This window comes from Ekhidna sp. (assembly GCF_965221965.1).
Taxonomy (GTDB): Bacteria; Bacteroidota; Bacteroidia; order Cytophagales; family Cyclobacteriaceae; genus Ekhidna.
Genome location: NZ_OZ244926.1, coordinates 3,034,101 through 3,048,233, shown reverse-complemented (window position 1 = coordinate 3,048,233; position 14,133 = coordinate 3,034,101). Strand labels below are relative to the sequence as shown.

The 14,133-nt window shown below is 41.2% G+C and carries 14 protein-coding genes; 3 read left to right on the top strand and 11 right to left on the bottom strand.

Annotated features, from left to right (window positions below):
• Positions 1-7 precede the first annotated feature (7 nt).
• The gene (gene rimM / locus ACOQON_RS14305) at positions 8-529 is read right to left on the bottom strand and encodes a ribosome maturation factor RimM (RefSeq protein ID WP_420576098.1); all 522 of its coding nucleotides are present in this window, start codon (positions 527-529) and stop codon (positions 8-10) included.
• Positions 530-535: 6 nt separating this feature from the next.
• Positions 536-1,240 (bottom strand): 30S ribosomal protein S16, encoded by a 705-nt coding sequence (locus tag ACOQON_RS14300; protein ID WP_420576097.1) that lies wholly within the window; start codon positions 1,238-1,240, stop codon positions 536-538.
• A gap of 300 nt (positions 1,241-1,540) precedes the next feature.
• On the opposite strand from ACOQON_RS14300, the gene ACOQON_RS14295 reads away from it, so the two are divergent.
• From ACOQON_RS14295 to lpdA, 3 genes are read left to right on the top strand one after another with little or no spacing between them, the layout of a single operon-like run.
• A complete protein-coding gene (locus tag ACOQON_RS14295; RefSeq protein ID WP_420576096.1) occupies positions 1,541-4,252 on the top strand; it encodes a 2-oxoglutarate dehydrogenase E1 component in 2,712 nt (903 codons plus the stop codon).
• 43 nt (positions 4,253-4,295) lie between these two features.
• Positions 4,296-5,861: a 2-oxoglutarate dehydrogenase complex dihydrolipoyllysine-residue succinyltransferase gene (gene odhB / locus ACOQON_RS14290; protein ID WP_420576095.1), complete on the top strand. Its 1,566-nt coding sequence runs from the start codon at positions 4,296-4,298 to the stop codon at positions 5,859-5,861.
• 38 nt (positions 5,862-5,899) lie between these two features.
• A complete protein-coding gene (gene lpdA / locus ACOQON_RS14285) occupies positions 5,900-7,294 on the top strand; it encodes a dihydrolipoyl dehydrogenase (RefSeq protein WP_420576094.1) in 1,395 nt (464 codons plus the stop codon).
• A 2-nt stretch (positions 7,295-7,296) separates the two neighbouring features.
• Here the strand turns inward: lpdA and ACOQON_RS14280 are convergent, their stop codons facing one another.
• From ACOQON_RS14280 to ACOQON_RS14240, 9 genes are all read right to left on the bottom strand, one after another.
• The gene (locus ACOQON_RS14280) at positions 7,297-9,045 is read right to left on the bottom strand and encodes a tetratricopeptide repeat protein (protein ID WP_420576093.1); all 1,749 of its coding nucleotides are present in this window, start codon (positions 9,043-9,045) and stop codon (positions 7,297-7,299) included.
• A gap of 130 nt (positions 9,046-9,175) precedes the next feature.
• Positions 9,176-9,532: a DUF1801 domain-containing protein gene (locus ACOQON_RS14275; protein WP_420576092.1), complete on the bottom strand. Its 357-nt coding sequence runs from the start codon at positions 9,530-9,532 to the stop codon at positions 9,176-9,178.
• On the bottom strand, positions 9,529-9,900 hold the full coding sequence (locus tag ACOQON_RS14270) for a VOC family protein (RefSeq protein WP_420576091.1): 372 nt from the start codon (positions 9,898-9,900) through the stop codon (positions 9,529-9,531). The genes ACOQON_RS14275 and ACOQON_RS14270 overlap by 4 nt, the downstream gene beginning before the upstream one ends.
• Positions 9,890-10,534, bottom strand: coding sequence for a GyrI-like domain-containing protein (locus ACOQON_RS14265; protein WP_420576090.1), 645 nt, complete (start codon positions 10,532-10,534; stop codon positions 9,890-9,892). The genes ACOQON_RS14270 and ACOQON_RS14265 overlap by 11 nt, the downstream gene beginning before the upstream one ends.
• 87 nt (positions 10,535-10,621) lie before the next feature.
• Positions 10,622-11,110, bottom strand: coding sequence for a YybH family protein (locus ACOQON_RS14260; protein WP_420576089.1), 489 nt, complete (start codon positions 11,108-11,110; stop codon positions 10,622-10,624).
• A 5-nt stretch (positions 11,111-11,115) separates the two neighbouring features.
• The gene (locus ACOQON_RS14255; RefSeq protein ID WP_420576088.1) at positions 11,116-12,084 is read right to left on the bottom strand and encodes a helix-turn-helix transcriptional regulator; all 969 of its coding nucleotides are present in this window, start codon (positions 12,082-12,084) and stop codon (positions 11,116-11,118) included.
• 45 nt (positions 12,085-12,129) lie between these two features.
• The gene (locus ACOQON_RS14250) at positions 12,130-13,014 is read right to left on the bottom strand and encodes a hypothetical protein (RefSeq protein ID WP_420576087.1); all 885 of its coding nucleotides are present in this window, start codon (positions 13,012-13,014) and stop codon (positions 12,130-12,132) included.
• Positions 13,015-13,168: 154 nt separating this feature from the next.
• Positions 13,169-13,522, bottom strand: coding sequence for an arsenate reductase family protein (locus tag ACOQON_RS14245; RefSeq protein WP_420576086.1), 354 nt, complete (start codon positions 13,520-13,522; stop codon positions 13,169-13,171).
• Between the two features lie 3 nt (positions 13,523-13,525).
• Positions 13,526-14,128, bottom strand: a complete 603-nt coding sequence (locus ACOQON_RS14240) for a hypothetical protein (RefSeq protein WP_420578704.1) — start codon at positions 14,126-14,128, stop codon at positions 13,526-13,528.
• Positions 14,129-14,133: the final 5 nt, after the last annotated feature.

Sequence of the window (14,133 nt, the reverse complement as noted above, 5' to 3'; positions counted from 1 at the left end):
CTTGAAGTTAATCATTGTAGACATCCAAAAGGCCGTCTGGTAGTTCAACAGTCACTTTTTTGTTGTCCAGGTCAACAAGGGTAAGTATTTCGTCTTTTAATGGAATCAGGATTTCTTTCTCACCTGTATAGACAGCCAGTAATTGGTTGCCGTTGAGATCGATGACCTCTTTAACCTGACCCAAGTGCTCTTCTGCTTCAAAAACATCACATCCCACAAGATCATGAAAGTAATACTGACCATTCTTAAGTTTCGGCAGAGAGGAAAGAGGTAAAAATAGTTTAGACTTTACCAGGGTTTTTGCATCGTCCAACGAGGATATATCCTCAAAATGGATCAATGCTTTATTGCCATTTATTTGAATGGTATCAATAAAAAAAGGAACCAGATTTCCGGATTTTTCCAGAAATACTGATTCCAAATTTTGATATTCATCAGGAAAGTCAACATCCAAAAGGATGGATACTTCTCCTTTCAGACCATGGGTCTTGATTACTTCCCCAAGTTGGTAGCAATCAGCCTGCTTCATGGCAGATTAACCCTCTTTTTTGTCGTCTTCTTTAGCTTCTTCAGCAGGAGCTTCCTCTTTAGCCTCAGCTTTAGGCTCGTCCTTGGCTTCTTCCTTAGACTCTTCTTCTTTTGCCTCAGCTTTAGGCTCTTCAGCTGGAGCTTCTTTCGTTTCAGTAGCCTGAGCTTCTTCTACTTCAGCAGCATCATCTGCTACATCTTCATCACTTTCAGCTCCACCTTCTTTGATTTCCTCAACCAAAGTAGCCTCAGCTTCCTGTGCTTTTTTCTTAAGCTCTTCAGCTCTAGCTTCGCTCACCTTCTTCTCAGCCTCAAGTGCAGCCTTCTTCTTGTCTGCTGCAGCTTTTGCAAGCTTGTCTACTTTGCCTTGAATCTTAGCTTCTTTGTCTTTCATCCAGGCATCCAACTTCTTATCAGCCTCTTCCTGTGTGATAGCTCCTTTATTAACACCTATTTGAAGGTGCTTTTTCATCATGATGCCACGATATGAAAGCATTGCCCTAACAGTATCTGTAGGTTGCGCACCCTTCATTACCCAATCAAACGCTTTATCATTATCCAGATTAATGGATGCCGGATCTGTGTTTGGGTTGTAAGTACCAATCTTTTCAATAAAGCGACCATCTCGTGGTGCTCTGCTGTCAGCCACTACTACATCATATAGGGCTTGTTTTTTGCGTCCTCGACGCGCTAGTCTAATTTTTACTGACATAATTCTTTTTGTTTATGGAACTCGTCCATCAAAAGTTTTAAAAATGGAGCGCAAATGTAGTCTATTTTTTCCGTAGTGAGAAGATTGTGCAGAAAAGAAGCAATAAACCGTTTTCCTACTTTATTAGGATAAACTTTCGTTCCAACTTCTTTTATCCTTTCCAAGCCTTCTAAATGAGGGTTGGTGAGATATTAACGACTTAACAGTCAGTGTAATTACATATGTGTATTCGCTAAAACGATTTTACAGTTTTTAAAGAAACTCAAATGGATATACCTTTGTTTCACAACTAAAATGAATATGGATAAATATTCTTACATCGCCAACGCCCACGGCAATTATTTGGATGAGCTTTTCAAATCCTATAAAGAAGATCCTGAAAGTATTGATGAATCCTGGAGAAAGTTTTTCGAGGGGTTTGAGTTTGGGCAGGAAAAATATGAAGCCGGTGGGGCAGAGCAGTTAGCTACACCTAAAGAGACGGCTGTTAGAAACTTAATCTATAATCACAGGGCCTATGCTCATCTGGTAGCTGATACCAATCCTGTGCGCGAGCGACGTAAACATTCAACTCGTTTGGAGCTTTCGGATTTTGGTCTATCTGACAGTGATCTTGATACCGAGTTTGAGGTGGGGGGTGAGATTGGGCTTGGGAAAGCTTCTCTGAGAAAAATTCTTGAGCGACTTAAAAAGGTGTATACCGGACACATAGGTTTTGAGTACAATCACATTCGCGATTCTGACATTCAGGAATGGTTCAAAACGAAGTGCGAAACAGGAGGTGCTGAGATTAATCCATCGAGAGAGGAAAAGCACCGAATCCTATCAAAGCTGAATGAGGCAGTTGGCTTTGAGAACTTTTTGCATACCAAATTTTTAGGTCAGAAGAGGTTTTCACTTGAAGGTGGTGAAAACATGATTCCGGCGCTTGATAAAGTGATTAATAAAGCTGCCGAGTTAGATGCAGCTGAAATTGTGATTGGTATGGCTCACCGAGGCAGGCTGAATGTGCTTGCCAATATCATGGGTAAGACCTACGAAGAGATTTTTAGCGAATTTGAAGGGAACCAGGAGGTGGACCTGACCATGGGTGACGGTGATGTGAAGTATCACCTGGGCTACTCCTCGCACATGGAAACTACCGCTGGCAAAAAGATGTATGTCAAGTTGGCTCCTAATCCATCTCACCTCGAGGCGGTGGATCCTGTTGTTTTAGGATATGCTCGTGCTCAGATTGATGATGAGTACAAAGGTGACATGGGAAAAGCGATTCCTGTTCTTATTCATGGAGACGCGGCAGTAGCAGGTCAGGGAATTGTCTATGAGTGTGTGCAGATGTCTTTACTTGAAGGGTATAAGACTGGAGGAACGATCCACTTTGTGATCAATAACCAGGTAGGTTTTACGACTGATTTCGCTGACGCCCGATCAAGTATTTACTGTACAGACCTTGCTAAAATTGTAGATGCTCCAATTCTTCACGTTAATGGTGATGACGCTGAGGCAGTTAATTTCTGTGCCAACCTTGCAGTAGAATACAGACAGAAATTCAAGAAAGATATTTTCATTGATATGCTGTGCTACAGAAGGCATGGTCATAACGAAAGTGATGAGCCAAAATTCACTCAGCCAAAGCTTTATAATGCAATTGGAAAGCATCCAAATCCAAGAGAAGTCTATGTAAAATACCTGACCGAACAAGGTGATTTGGATGATAAAGAAGTCAAGAAATTAGATAAAGATTTTAAGGAAAGATTGCAGAATCGCTTAAACGAAATCAAAGAGCGACCACTTCCATATAAGCCGCAGAAAATAGAAGAAGAGTGGGATCACCTCAGGCGGTCTGACCCAAAAGACTTTGAAAAATCACCGGATACATCTATTTCCGAGGAAGCAATAAAAAAGGTTGCAAAGGCGATTACGGAGGTGCCGAAAGGGTTTAAGCCGCTGCGACAAATTGAAAAGCTATTAAAAGATCGAAAGACAAATTTCTTCGAGAAAAAAGAGCTGGGATGGGCTGATGCTGAATTATTAGCGTATGGGTCGTTGCTAGCTGATGGGAATATTGTAAGGATGTCCGGTCAGGATGTGAAGCGAGGTACGTTCTCACATCGACATGCCTACTTCTTTGATTCCAACACCAATGAGCCTTATTGTGGATTGAACCATGTTCAGGAGGGTCAGCAGCCGCTCAGAATCTACAATTCACTATTATCAGAGTACGGAGTACTTGGGTTTGAATACGGTTATGCCATGGCTACCCCTAATGCATTAGTCATTTGGGAAGCTCAATTTGGCGATTTCGCGAATGGTGCACAGATCATGATTGATCAGTTTATTATCAGTGCCGAGAGCAAATGGCAAAGAATGAACGGATTAGTGATGTTACTTCCTCATGGTTATGAGGGGCAGGGACCTGAACATTCAAGTGCTCGAATGGAGCGTTTTCTTCAGATGTGTGCAGGAGAGAACATCATTATTGCGAATCTCACCACCTCTGCAAACATTTTTCATTTGATGCGAAGACAGGTGTCCTGGGAATTCAGAAAACCGGCAGTTGTGTTTTCTCCTAAGTCACTGTTAAGACATCAGGGTGTGGTGTCTCCAATGAAAGATTTTACGTCTGGCAGATTCCAGGAGGTGATTGGTGATGATTATGTAACCAACAAGAACGTGAAAAAAGTGCTTTTCTGTTCCGGAAAAGTGTATTTCGACCTTCTGGAAGAACAGAAGAAAAAGAAAGCAAAAGATATTGCTATCGTAAGGGTAGAACAGATTTATCCATGGCCACAAAAACAGATTGATGCCATTCTTAAGAAATATGATAATCCTAAGTTAGTGTGGGTCCAGGAAGAGCCTAAAAATATGGGAGCCTGGAGCTTTATAAATATGCGAATCGATATGGATTTCGATGTGATTTCCAGACGAATAGGCGCTTCACCTGCCACCGGGTTTTCTAAAATTCACAAGGAAGAGCAGGAAACACTGGTGAAGCAGGCATTCGAAATTTGAGATAGATCTGAAAAGAATACAAAAACATTAAAACAAGAATAAAATGAGTCTTGAAATGAAAGTTCCTTCGGTTGGTGAGTCAATCACAGAGGTAACCGTTGCATCCTGGACAAAAAGTGATGGGGATTTTGTAGAGATGGATGAGGTAATCTGCGAATTGGAATCTGACAAAGCCACTTTTGAAGTTACTGCCGAAGCAGCCGGTAAACTCAGTATCAAAGCTGAAGAGGGTGATACCCTGGAAATTGGAGCAGTACTATGTGAAATCGACGATAGTGCCAAAGGGGGCGACTCTTCTGGCTCAAGCGATGATACCTCCGGTCAAAAGGATGATAGCTCGGGCGATTCTTCCTCCGAAAGCAAGGCCACTGGCGAGGTATTGGAAATGAAAGTTCCGGCAGTTGGTGAGTCTATCACAGAAGTAACTATTTCAAACTGGGCGAAGAGTGATGGTGATTTTGTGGAGCTGGATGAAGTGATTGCAGAGATTGAGTCAGATAAAGCCACTTTTGAGCTTACGGCAGAGGCTCAGGGGAAATTACAGATTGTAGCTCAGGAAGGGGATACGCTCGAAATTGGTGCTCTGATTTGTAAGATTGAAGTAATGGAGGGTGGAGCTCCATCTTCAGGTTCATCATCAAGTGATTCGTCTTCAGAATCTTCTGGAAGTTCCGCATCGGATAAGGAAACATATGCCACGGGGCATGCTTCTCCGGCAGCAGCTAAAATTTTGGATGAGAAGGGAATTTCTCCGGACAATGTGAAAGGAACTGGTAAGGACGGTCGCATCACAAAAGAGGATGCCATGAAAGCCGAAAAATCAAAACCACAAGAGCAGAAGAAGTCTGATTCTCAGGATACACCTTCCAAGCCTCAATTCGAAGCTCCGACATTCGGTGGGGGAGTAAGCAGAGAGCAGCGAAGGGAAAAGATGTCTTCATTAAGAAAGACTGTATCTCGCCGATTGGTATCTGTGAAAAATGAAACGGCTATGCTCACCACCTTCAATGAGGTGAACATGAAGCCAATCATGGATTTGAGGAAAAAATATAAAGAGCAGTTCAAAGAGAAGCACGAAGTAGGTCTTGGATTCATGTCATTCTTCACCAAAGCCGTTTGCGTGGCACTGCAGGAGTGGCCAGCGGTAAATGCTCAGATTGACGGAAATGAAATGGTTTTTAATGAATACTGTGACATTTCTATTGCGGTATCAGCTCCAAAAGGACTCGTTGTGCCTGTGATCCGAAATGCTGAGGCATTAAGCTTTGATCAGATCGAAAAAGAAGTCGTAAGACTGGCAACCAAAGCACGTGATAATAAGTTGAGCATAGAAGAAATGGAAGGTGGAACCTTTACTATCACCAATGGTGGCGTGTTCGGTTCGATGATGTCAACTCCAATCATCAATGCACCTCAGTCAGCAATTCTGGGAATGCACAACATTGTGGAGCGTGCGGTAGTTGAGGAAGGAGAAGTGGTTGTCAGACCGATGATGTACGTAGCGCTTTCTTACGATCACCGTATTATTGATGGACGAGAGTCTGTGAGCTTCCTTGTACGGGTTAAGCAATTATTAGAAGACCCTACAAGACTATTATTAGGTGTCTAAATCAAAATTCAAAATCTCCCAATCATAAATCTGTAAATATGGATTATCAAGTAGTAGTAATTGGTTCCGGACCTGGTGGATATGTTGCAGCCATTCGATGTGCGCAGCTGGGAATGAAAACAGCCATCATTGAAAAATATGACACCTTGGGCGGTACCTGTTTGAATGTAGGTTGTATTCCATCAAAGGCACTTTTGGATTCATCGGAACATTTTCATGCAGCAGAACACACATTTAAGGAGCATGGAATTGATATTAACAAACCTAAGGTCAACCTGAAGCAAATGATCGACCGGAAGGCTGATGTTGTGAAGCAGAATGTAGAGGGAATCGATTACCTGATGAAGAAAAACAAGATTGATGTTTTTCATGGGATGGGGAGCTTCATAGATAAGAATACGATTCAGATCGAAGGGAAAGACAAGAAAAAAATCACTGCTGAGAAGGTCATTATTGCAACGGGCTCTAAACCAGCAAACCTTCCCTTCATCAAGCTTGATAAAGAGCGTGTAATAACCAGTACAGAAGCATTGGAATTGAAAGAAGTTCCCAAACACATGATTGTGATTGGTGGGGGAGTAATCGGTGTTGAGTTGGGTTCAGTTTATGCACGATTAGGAGCGAAGGTTTCTGTGGTGGAGTACTTAGACAGTCTTATTCCTACCATGGATTCAACCATGGGTAAAGAGCTTCAGAAGTCCTTGAAGGGACTGGGTTTTGATTTTTACCTGGGGCACAAAGTGACAGGAGTGGAGAAGAAAGGCAAGAATGTGACCGTAAAGGCAGAAACAAAGAAAGGGGAGGAAGTAGAGATCAAAGGCGACTATTGTCTTGTCTCAATAGGTCGAAGACCATATACCGATAAGCTAGGATTGGATAAAGCTGGCGTGAAAATGGACGATAAGGGTCGAGTGGAGGTAGACGATCACTTGAAAACCAATGTTGATCATATTTATGCAATTGGAGATGTGGTAAGAGGTGCGATGTTGGCACACAAAGCTGAAGAGGAAGGAGTTTTTGTGGCCGAGACCATTGCTGGTCAGAAACCGCACATCAATTACAACCTGATCCCTGGAGTCGTTTACACCTGGCCGGAGGTTGCTTCAGTCGGTTACACGGAGGAACAGTTGAAAGATCAGGGTAAAAAATATAAGACAGGTAAATTTCCATACAAAGCGCTCGGAAGAGCAAGAGCAAGTATGGATACGGAAGGATTGGTGAAGATCCTTGCTGATAAGGAGACCGATGAAATCTTAGGAGTACATATCATAGGTGCTCGAGCTGCGGATATGATTGCAGCTGGTGTAACGGCAATGGAATATCGTGCCTCTGCAGAGGATGTAGCTCGTATGTCTCATGCACACCCAACCTATATGGAAGCTTTCAAAGAAGCAGCATTAGCTGCGACAGAGAACAGACCGATCCATATGTAAAATTATTTGGGAAGGGAGATGCTGAAGGTAGTTCCCTTCCCTAATTCACTTTTCACTTCTACTTCACCATTGAGTCTTTCGATGGCTCTTTTTAGTATGTGAAGTCCAAGTCCCGTTCCCTCAATTTTTCGGTTAACCCGGAAAAACATGGTGAAAATCTTTTCTACTGTTTCCTGATCCATACCAATTCCATTATCAGTGGCATCTATCAGGATTTTATCCGTCTTTTGTTTTACGGATATTGATATAAAAGGCTGATTATCTTCCGTTCGTGCATACTTGATTCCATTTTCGATCAGGTTTTGCATCACCGTATTGATCAGTGCCCATTCAGCTTCAAATTTTATGCTAGGATCTACATCGATTTTGAATTCTACCTGATCATAGTTAGCGAGAAATTTATAAGATGAAATGCAATCGTAGATGATCTTCTCAAAGTCAATTTCCTGCTTACTGTCCTCATTGAAAGACATTTTGGTGAGATTTAGCAACCCGTCCAAAATCGTATTCAGTCGGTTGGCTTGCTTCTCGTAATCATCTAAAAACCTCAATGCAGTTTCATCTTTAACCTCTAGTTTGGCTACATAGTTGAGGCTCATGAGTGAAGTGATAGGTCCTTTCAAGTCATGCGAGATGCGATAGAAAAAGGAGTCCAGCTCGATCTTTTTCTTTTCGATCAGGTCAGCTTTTTCTTTTTGTACCCTGGCATCTTGTTCCAGGCGATGCATCTCATTGATCACATCATAGCTCTCTATTACCTTGGCTGTACGATCGTTAATTACGCTCTCTTTTTCATCAATGTATTGCTGCAAGTATTTCAATGCCAGCTCATAATTGCCTCGTTTTTTTGCTATTTCGTGGAGTAATAAGTTGGCTCTGAACTTGATTAGTATAATGCGATTTTTATTGCTGTACTGTAGTGCTTCAACAAGCATTTCTTCGGCCTCATCAAGCCGGTTCATTTTTATGTAAAGTGCACCTCTTTTATGATAGCACATGGCAAGTCCAAGCTTTTCACCCATTTCCCTATGGATCTTCTCTGCTTCAAGAAAATCTGCTTCAGCTTTCTCAAACTCCCTGGTTACCGTATAAACTTTCCCTCTTCCATATAGTGCAAAAGCAAGTCCCCTTACGTCATTTGACTCTTTTTTATAAGCGATGGATTTCTCAATTAGCTCCAATGCTTCTTTTATTTTTCCCTGATTGAGATAAATTCCGGATAAAGGATTGAATGCGTTTGATTGTAGGTTCAGATCATCAGCTTTTTTACCCGACTCAATCGAGGCTCTGTAAATTTTGATGGCACTTTCTTCATCACCAAAGAACTCATACACGGTACCCATGGATTTTTCAACGCGTGCCTGGTTGTGAAAATCATCAAGCTTCTGGTACGTTTTTAAGCAATCCACCAGATATGTGAGCCCCAGATTGTAGTTATCTGTTTTGTATAGCGCTCCCGCAATGGTGTACTTTGCATCGGCAATGCCCTTGTCGTCACCAGTTTGTTCAAAAATTTCAATCGCTTCCTTGGCCATATTGATGGACAAGTCAAAATCACCGATAATCATATGAAAAAGGGAAAGCTGAGAGAGCGACTTTCCAATGCATGCCATATCCTCCAGCTCTTTGCTTATTTGCAAAGCCTCTTCTGCGAGCTGGATACTCGTTTTTAAATCATTGATCCGCTTTTTGTAAGCTTCTTCCAGCAGATCAAGAACCTTGGTGTTTGTGAGTGATGGTGAGGTTTCCAAACGTTTTTGATGACTATGTAATCTTGAAAGATAATTTAGACCTCAGATTTTTTAAGTGATTTTAGGTAACGATACTGCGTTTGAATGAATATTTAGGTGGATACACCTATCATTTTGATAAGTAATTTGCTTAATGTTTGTGTTTGGTTATTTCTTCTAAAAGGAGAGCCTCCTGAATAATTTCATCTATATCCCTTTCTGGAATGGTTGATACATCGAAGAGATCTACTCCAGCTACCATTTTGCGATCCTTACTTCTCAATAATCCCTGATCATTCGATAACTGGTGTCCTTTCAGGAAAGCTAATTCTATTCCATTTTTCTTAATTGGGTTGAGGTAGCACACCCAGCTCTTTCGGTAATACATCGGGATATTGAATCTTATTTTGGGAATAAGATCATGATGATTTACTAACCGTTGATGCAAAAAAGAAACGATGGCCTTTTGCTGACCATCGAGTCCAAGTATGAAATTCTCTACGGTCATGGAAGTTTGAAATGGGGATTGTAAATCAATCCAATTACATTATCCCAGGGGTCCAGTAAAGTAGTCACTTCTATGCCTCCACCTACTTCTTTAATTTCAGTGTGTTCTTTAGCCCCAAGTTCGAGGAGTCGGGTGTGTTCTTTTCTGATGTCCTCTACTCCCCAATATGATTCTACATTATCCGCTCTTTTTTGCCCCTTCTTTTCCGGATGCAGACCAAGCTCATAGCCACCGATATTAAACCCAACATAGAATGGCTCATCGAAATATGGATCCTGACCAAATGCCTTGGAATACCATGATTTTGCTTTTGCAATGTCCGGAACCATATAAATGGTTGTTCTCAGACCAAGAATGTTATTTTCCATTTTTAATATTTCTTACCTCATACCTTAAAATAGTCTTCAGCTTCTCTTCAGGCGTTTTTCTTGGATCGCTAAGGTAGATTTCATGATGATAACCACTTACTTCCAATCCATTTTGTTTCAGGAATTCCAGCATTTTCATGATTGATGGTTCCTCTTTATGGTAGCTGCCGATATGCAAAATCTGCACAACTCTCCCCTCATTGAGGAGTTCGTATTTTACTTCTTTATCACCGAGCAGTGATGGATTTTTGACCTTTACCTTCTGCACCGCACGGTAGTAATGATCACCTTCAACAAAATCCGGCATCCGAATAACGATTTTCCAGTTCCATTCTTCCATCGGTGTTTGTGTGAATTTGTGCTGAGCTTCAAGGCCACCATCTATCCACCAGAACGCTTCCATTTTCGGGACAACAAAATCCATATCTTCTGCCTTGCAGGTGAATTTAATGGCATATGCAACAGCATATATCTTTTCAATGGCAGTTATAAAGATTTCTGACTCAGGATTGCCCCGGCCGCTGATTGAAAGGTAATAGTAGGGTTCAAGGTCTTTCAGTTCCGGTTTGTTCCCTGCCTTGTAATAATTAGGATCTGCCTTTTGGAGATCAAGTTTTTCGATAGTTGCTTCCATAATTTGTGTGAGTTTTATGATTATGAAAACAAAGAAAAAGAGATGAGTGACAGCCCTATGTCACTCTGAAATGAAGAGTTAAAAAAATTATTGAAGATGAATAAATTCTCTGGTTTCAAGGCTTTCAGGGGTGATTTTTACTCCATTAATTTCCCCTGTGTCCCAGTCTTGGGCAATCTTCCATACTCCGTCTATTTTTTTCAATGCGACATGAAATCGGCCAACGTAATACTGATTTCCTGAATCTGATGGAGAAGTGATACGGTAGTAGCCAACTTCGTATGCATTGTTTCCATTGGAAGTTCTGGTCTCGAATGAAAACTCAATGATGTTCTTATTCGACTGACCATACATTCGCTCTTTATTTCGGTTTCTGTATTCATCACCAACTAACAATCTGCCGGGATTTATACGCCAGACGTCATCAGTATGAACTGCGTTGTAGGCTTTACCATCATTCGCTTCCCACGCTTTCGTGAATGGAATCCATACCTGCTCATCGATCTCTTTTTGAGTGTTTTGTGAATAACCAGAAAGCGAAAGTGTAATAAGAAATAAAGCAATTGTGGTTTTCATATCTTTTATGTTTTAGCTAAGAAAGGTGTGCTGTGGTGTTCCAGCAGCTTTTTGGCATGAGTTGCAGCTATGCCTTGAAGCTCTGAAGGTGAAATTATCTCTACTTCTTCTCCATACATCATGAGCCAACGAGCGAAATAGTCATAATGAGGGGTCACAAATTTCATCTCATACCGTCCGTCCTCCATTTTCTTTTCCTCAGCAAAACCCATATAGTATTTCTGCTCTCCCATAAAACGAGCCACCATGGATGTCGCATGAATGATTGCTTCTTTGGCGTCTGTTCCAATCAAGGTGTCATTCAAAAATGACAGATAATTTGGGTGCAAACCAGGGTCAAACTCCTCAGCCAGCACATTAACTTTTTGAATACGGTCTGTTCTGAAATCGCGCAAATCATTTCTGAGTCGACAATGGGCGATCAGGTGCCATCGACTGGAGTAAAACACCATACCTAAGGGTTCTACAGCTCTCTGACTTGTAGCGTCACTATAATGAGAATAGTAGGTCATCGAAATGACCCGATTAGTTGCGATGGCCAATTGAATTTCAGCTAAATGAGAATCAGGTTTCTGCATTGGAACCGGGCTTGGCCTTATGGCAATACGATCTTCCAGATTATCCAGAAATTCTTTGTCAGAGTATTTCAGGACGGCCTTGATTTTGTACATCGCTTTGTTGAATGTATCGATGGTCTGAGTATCGGCACTACGCTCGATGAATTTGGCACCCATTAAAATAGCGCTGGCTTCTTCCTTATTAAATACCACAGGAGGTAAATGGTAGCCTTCTACGATGAAATATCCTTCTCCGGCATCTCCTCCAATAGGCACACCAGCATCAATGAGCGATCGCACATCACGAAAAATCGTTCTTCGTCCTACTTCAAACCGTTCTTCGAGTTCAATGATTGGTACTCGTGGTTTTCCCTGAAGGTGAATAAGGAGTGCGTTCAGTCGGTCGATGCGATTCATAAGAGAAATTTATCAAATTCTCTCACGTGATCGCATCATTTTGGTTTAATGATTTTCAGCCACCAGATAATTTGTGTCTACGGGAATTCTGTTTTTTAGAAACTCAAACCCCTCCCAAAACGAATCTGTGCTAATTTCGGTAGCCGTATCAAAAAGCGGAACATTATCGCCGATAAAGACCATATGCTGCGGGATTTCACTGAGGGTTTCTTGTTGATCCATGGCTAGAAAGGCCTCATAGTGAAAGTTATCCTCCGTACTTTTTCCTTTGAAGGTAACATTTACCAGTTCGTAGGCACCATTTCGAAATTCAAAGTTTTCTGACCATGTAACCTCCTCCCAAACTTTTGAGGAAGTGGTGAGTGGTGTATACTCTATTTTGATGATACCATAATACAATGGATCAATATAGATTCTGCCCTTCACATTACCATGTGAGCCTTCGGCCGGCTCAAATTCAATAATCTTCACATCATCGGATTTGATTCTGGTTTCTCCAGCATAGGAATAAGTGTAGCTGTCTCGATTTTTTTCATTCAAAAATGAGTTTGGTCTCCAGATAGATGAGCGAGCCATATCACTGGCATTTCCAAATAGCAATTTATTTACATCGATTTCTTTGAATGCTTTTTTTCGTGTTTTAATGGGGTATACGCTAGCATTATCTGAATGATTAAGATTGCTGGGTATGTAGACATCTATAATTCCTTCTGCCAGATAATAAATGGAATTGGAATCCGATACAGACTCCTGGTAATAACCCATTTTGTGCAGCCTACTCATCTCATAGTTGGAGTGGAAGCGAATGAACACTTCTCTCATTATAGAAGAGCCTGTTTCAACTGCCTTTTTAGAAGTGTCGTTCTGTTTGGTGGCTGCCATTCCCCAATGGAAAATGAGCGTTAGCGTGATTAGTGTAATAAGTCGCATACCGGTGTAGTTTGGTATGATACAAACTTAGAGGGTCAATAACCCTAAAAACCTCCTTAGTTACGCATATTTCAACATAAGCATTACTCCTAATGCCTTCTAGATGCTTTCACTTAAAGTGATGCTTTAAGTTTTAAGTTGTTTTATGAGGTGTTTAGCTAAGGTGTTTTTTCAATGCTTCGACCACCTTTTTACTATTACCTACGAATATCTCATTATCCACGATAAAGACCGGACGCTTTAGAAAAGTATACTCTTCCTGGATGAGTGTTCGATAGTCATCTTCGGTTAGGTTCTTATCACCCAACCCCATTGATCGGTATTTCATTGCTTTTCTGGAGAAAAGGGATTCGTAGGATCCACTGCGCTTTTTCATTTCATCAATCTGTTCGAAAGTCATCTGCTCAGTTTTGATGTCCTGTTTTTCAAAATCGGCGATTAAATCACCTAGCTCATCCATGATGCGCTTACATGTGGTACAGGTAGACAAGTAGTAGATTTTTTTCATTGCTCAAATAGACCAAAAAGTGATGAAAAATAGTAATGCCCGGTAAATGTAGAGGACAATCGTAAAGGAGGCCAGACACAGAATTGAATTAATCACTGCCCTCCATTTTTTAGACCCATAGAAATTTCTCTCCACACCAAAGAAGAAATAGAAAAGTAGTACCAAGCTGATTAATGAAATGGCAAATTCTCCAACGAATTCAGATTGGAGAATTTCGCTGTATTCGTGAATGATCAGTATGAGTATTCCCTGAAGTTGAACAGCAGACAAAATGGTAAATGTCATTAACTCTAAACCAACAGTCACATGGTCGGCGAATAGGTCTTGTTTTGGGTGAATCAAAACGAAAAAGAAGGCAAGAAAAAATACCATCGTAATGAGAAATAGCTTAGAGAGTTCATTGGTTTTCGCATTGTAGATCATTTCATACTCCTCGAAAGTGATTTTCTGCTTCGCAACTTCTTCGTTGACCCAAGCTTTAGCTAACCCTGAGTGAATATAGCTGGGAGATTTTATTTGTGTTTGCAGGTTAGAATTGAAGGTATTAAACAGAGGAAATAGAAAGTAAATGAGATTGGCGAGGAAGAAGAGAGATATCGGTTTCATGTAAC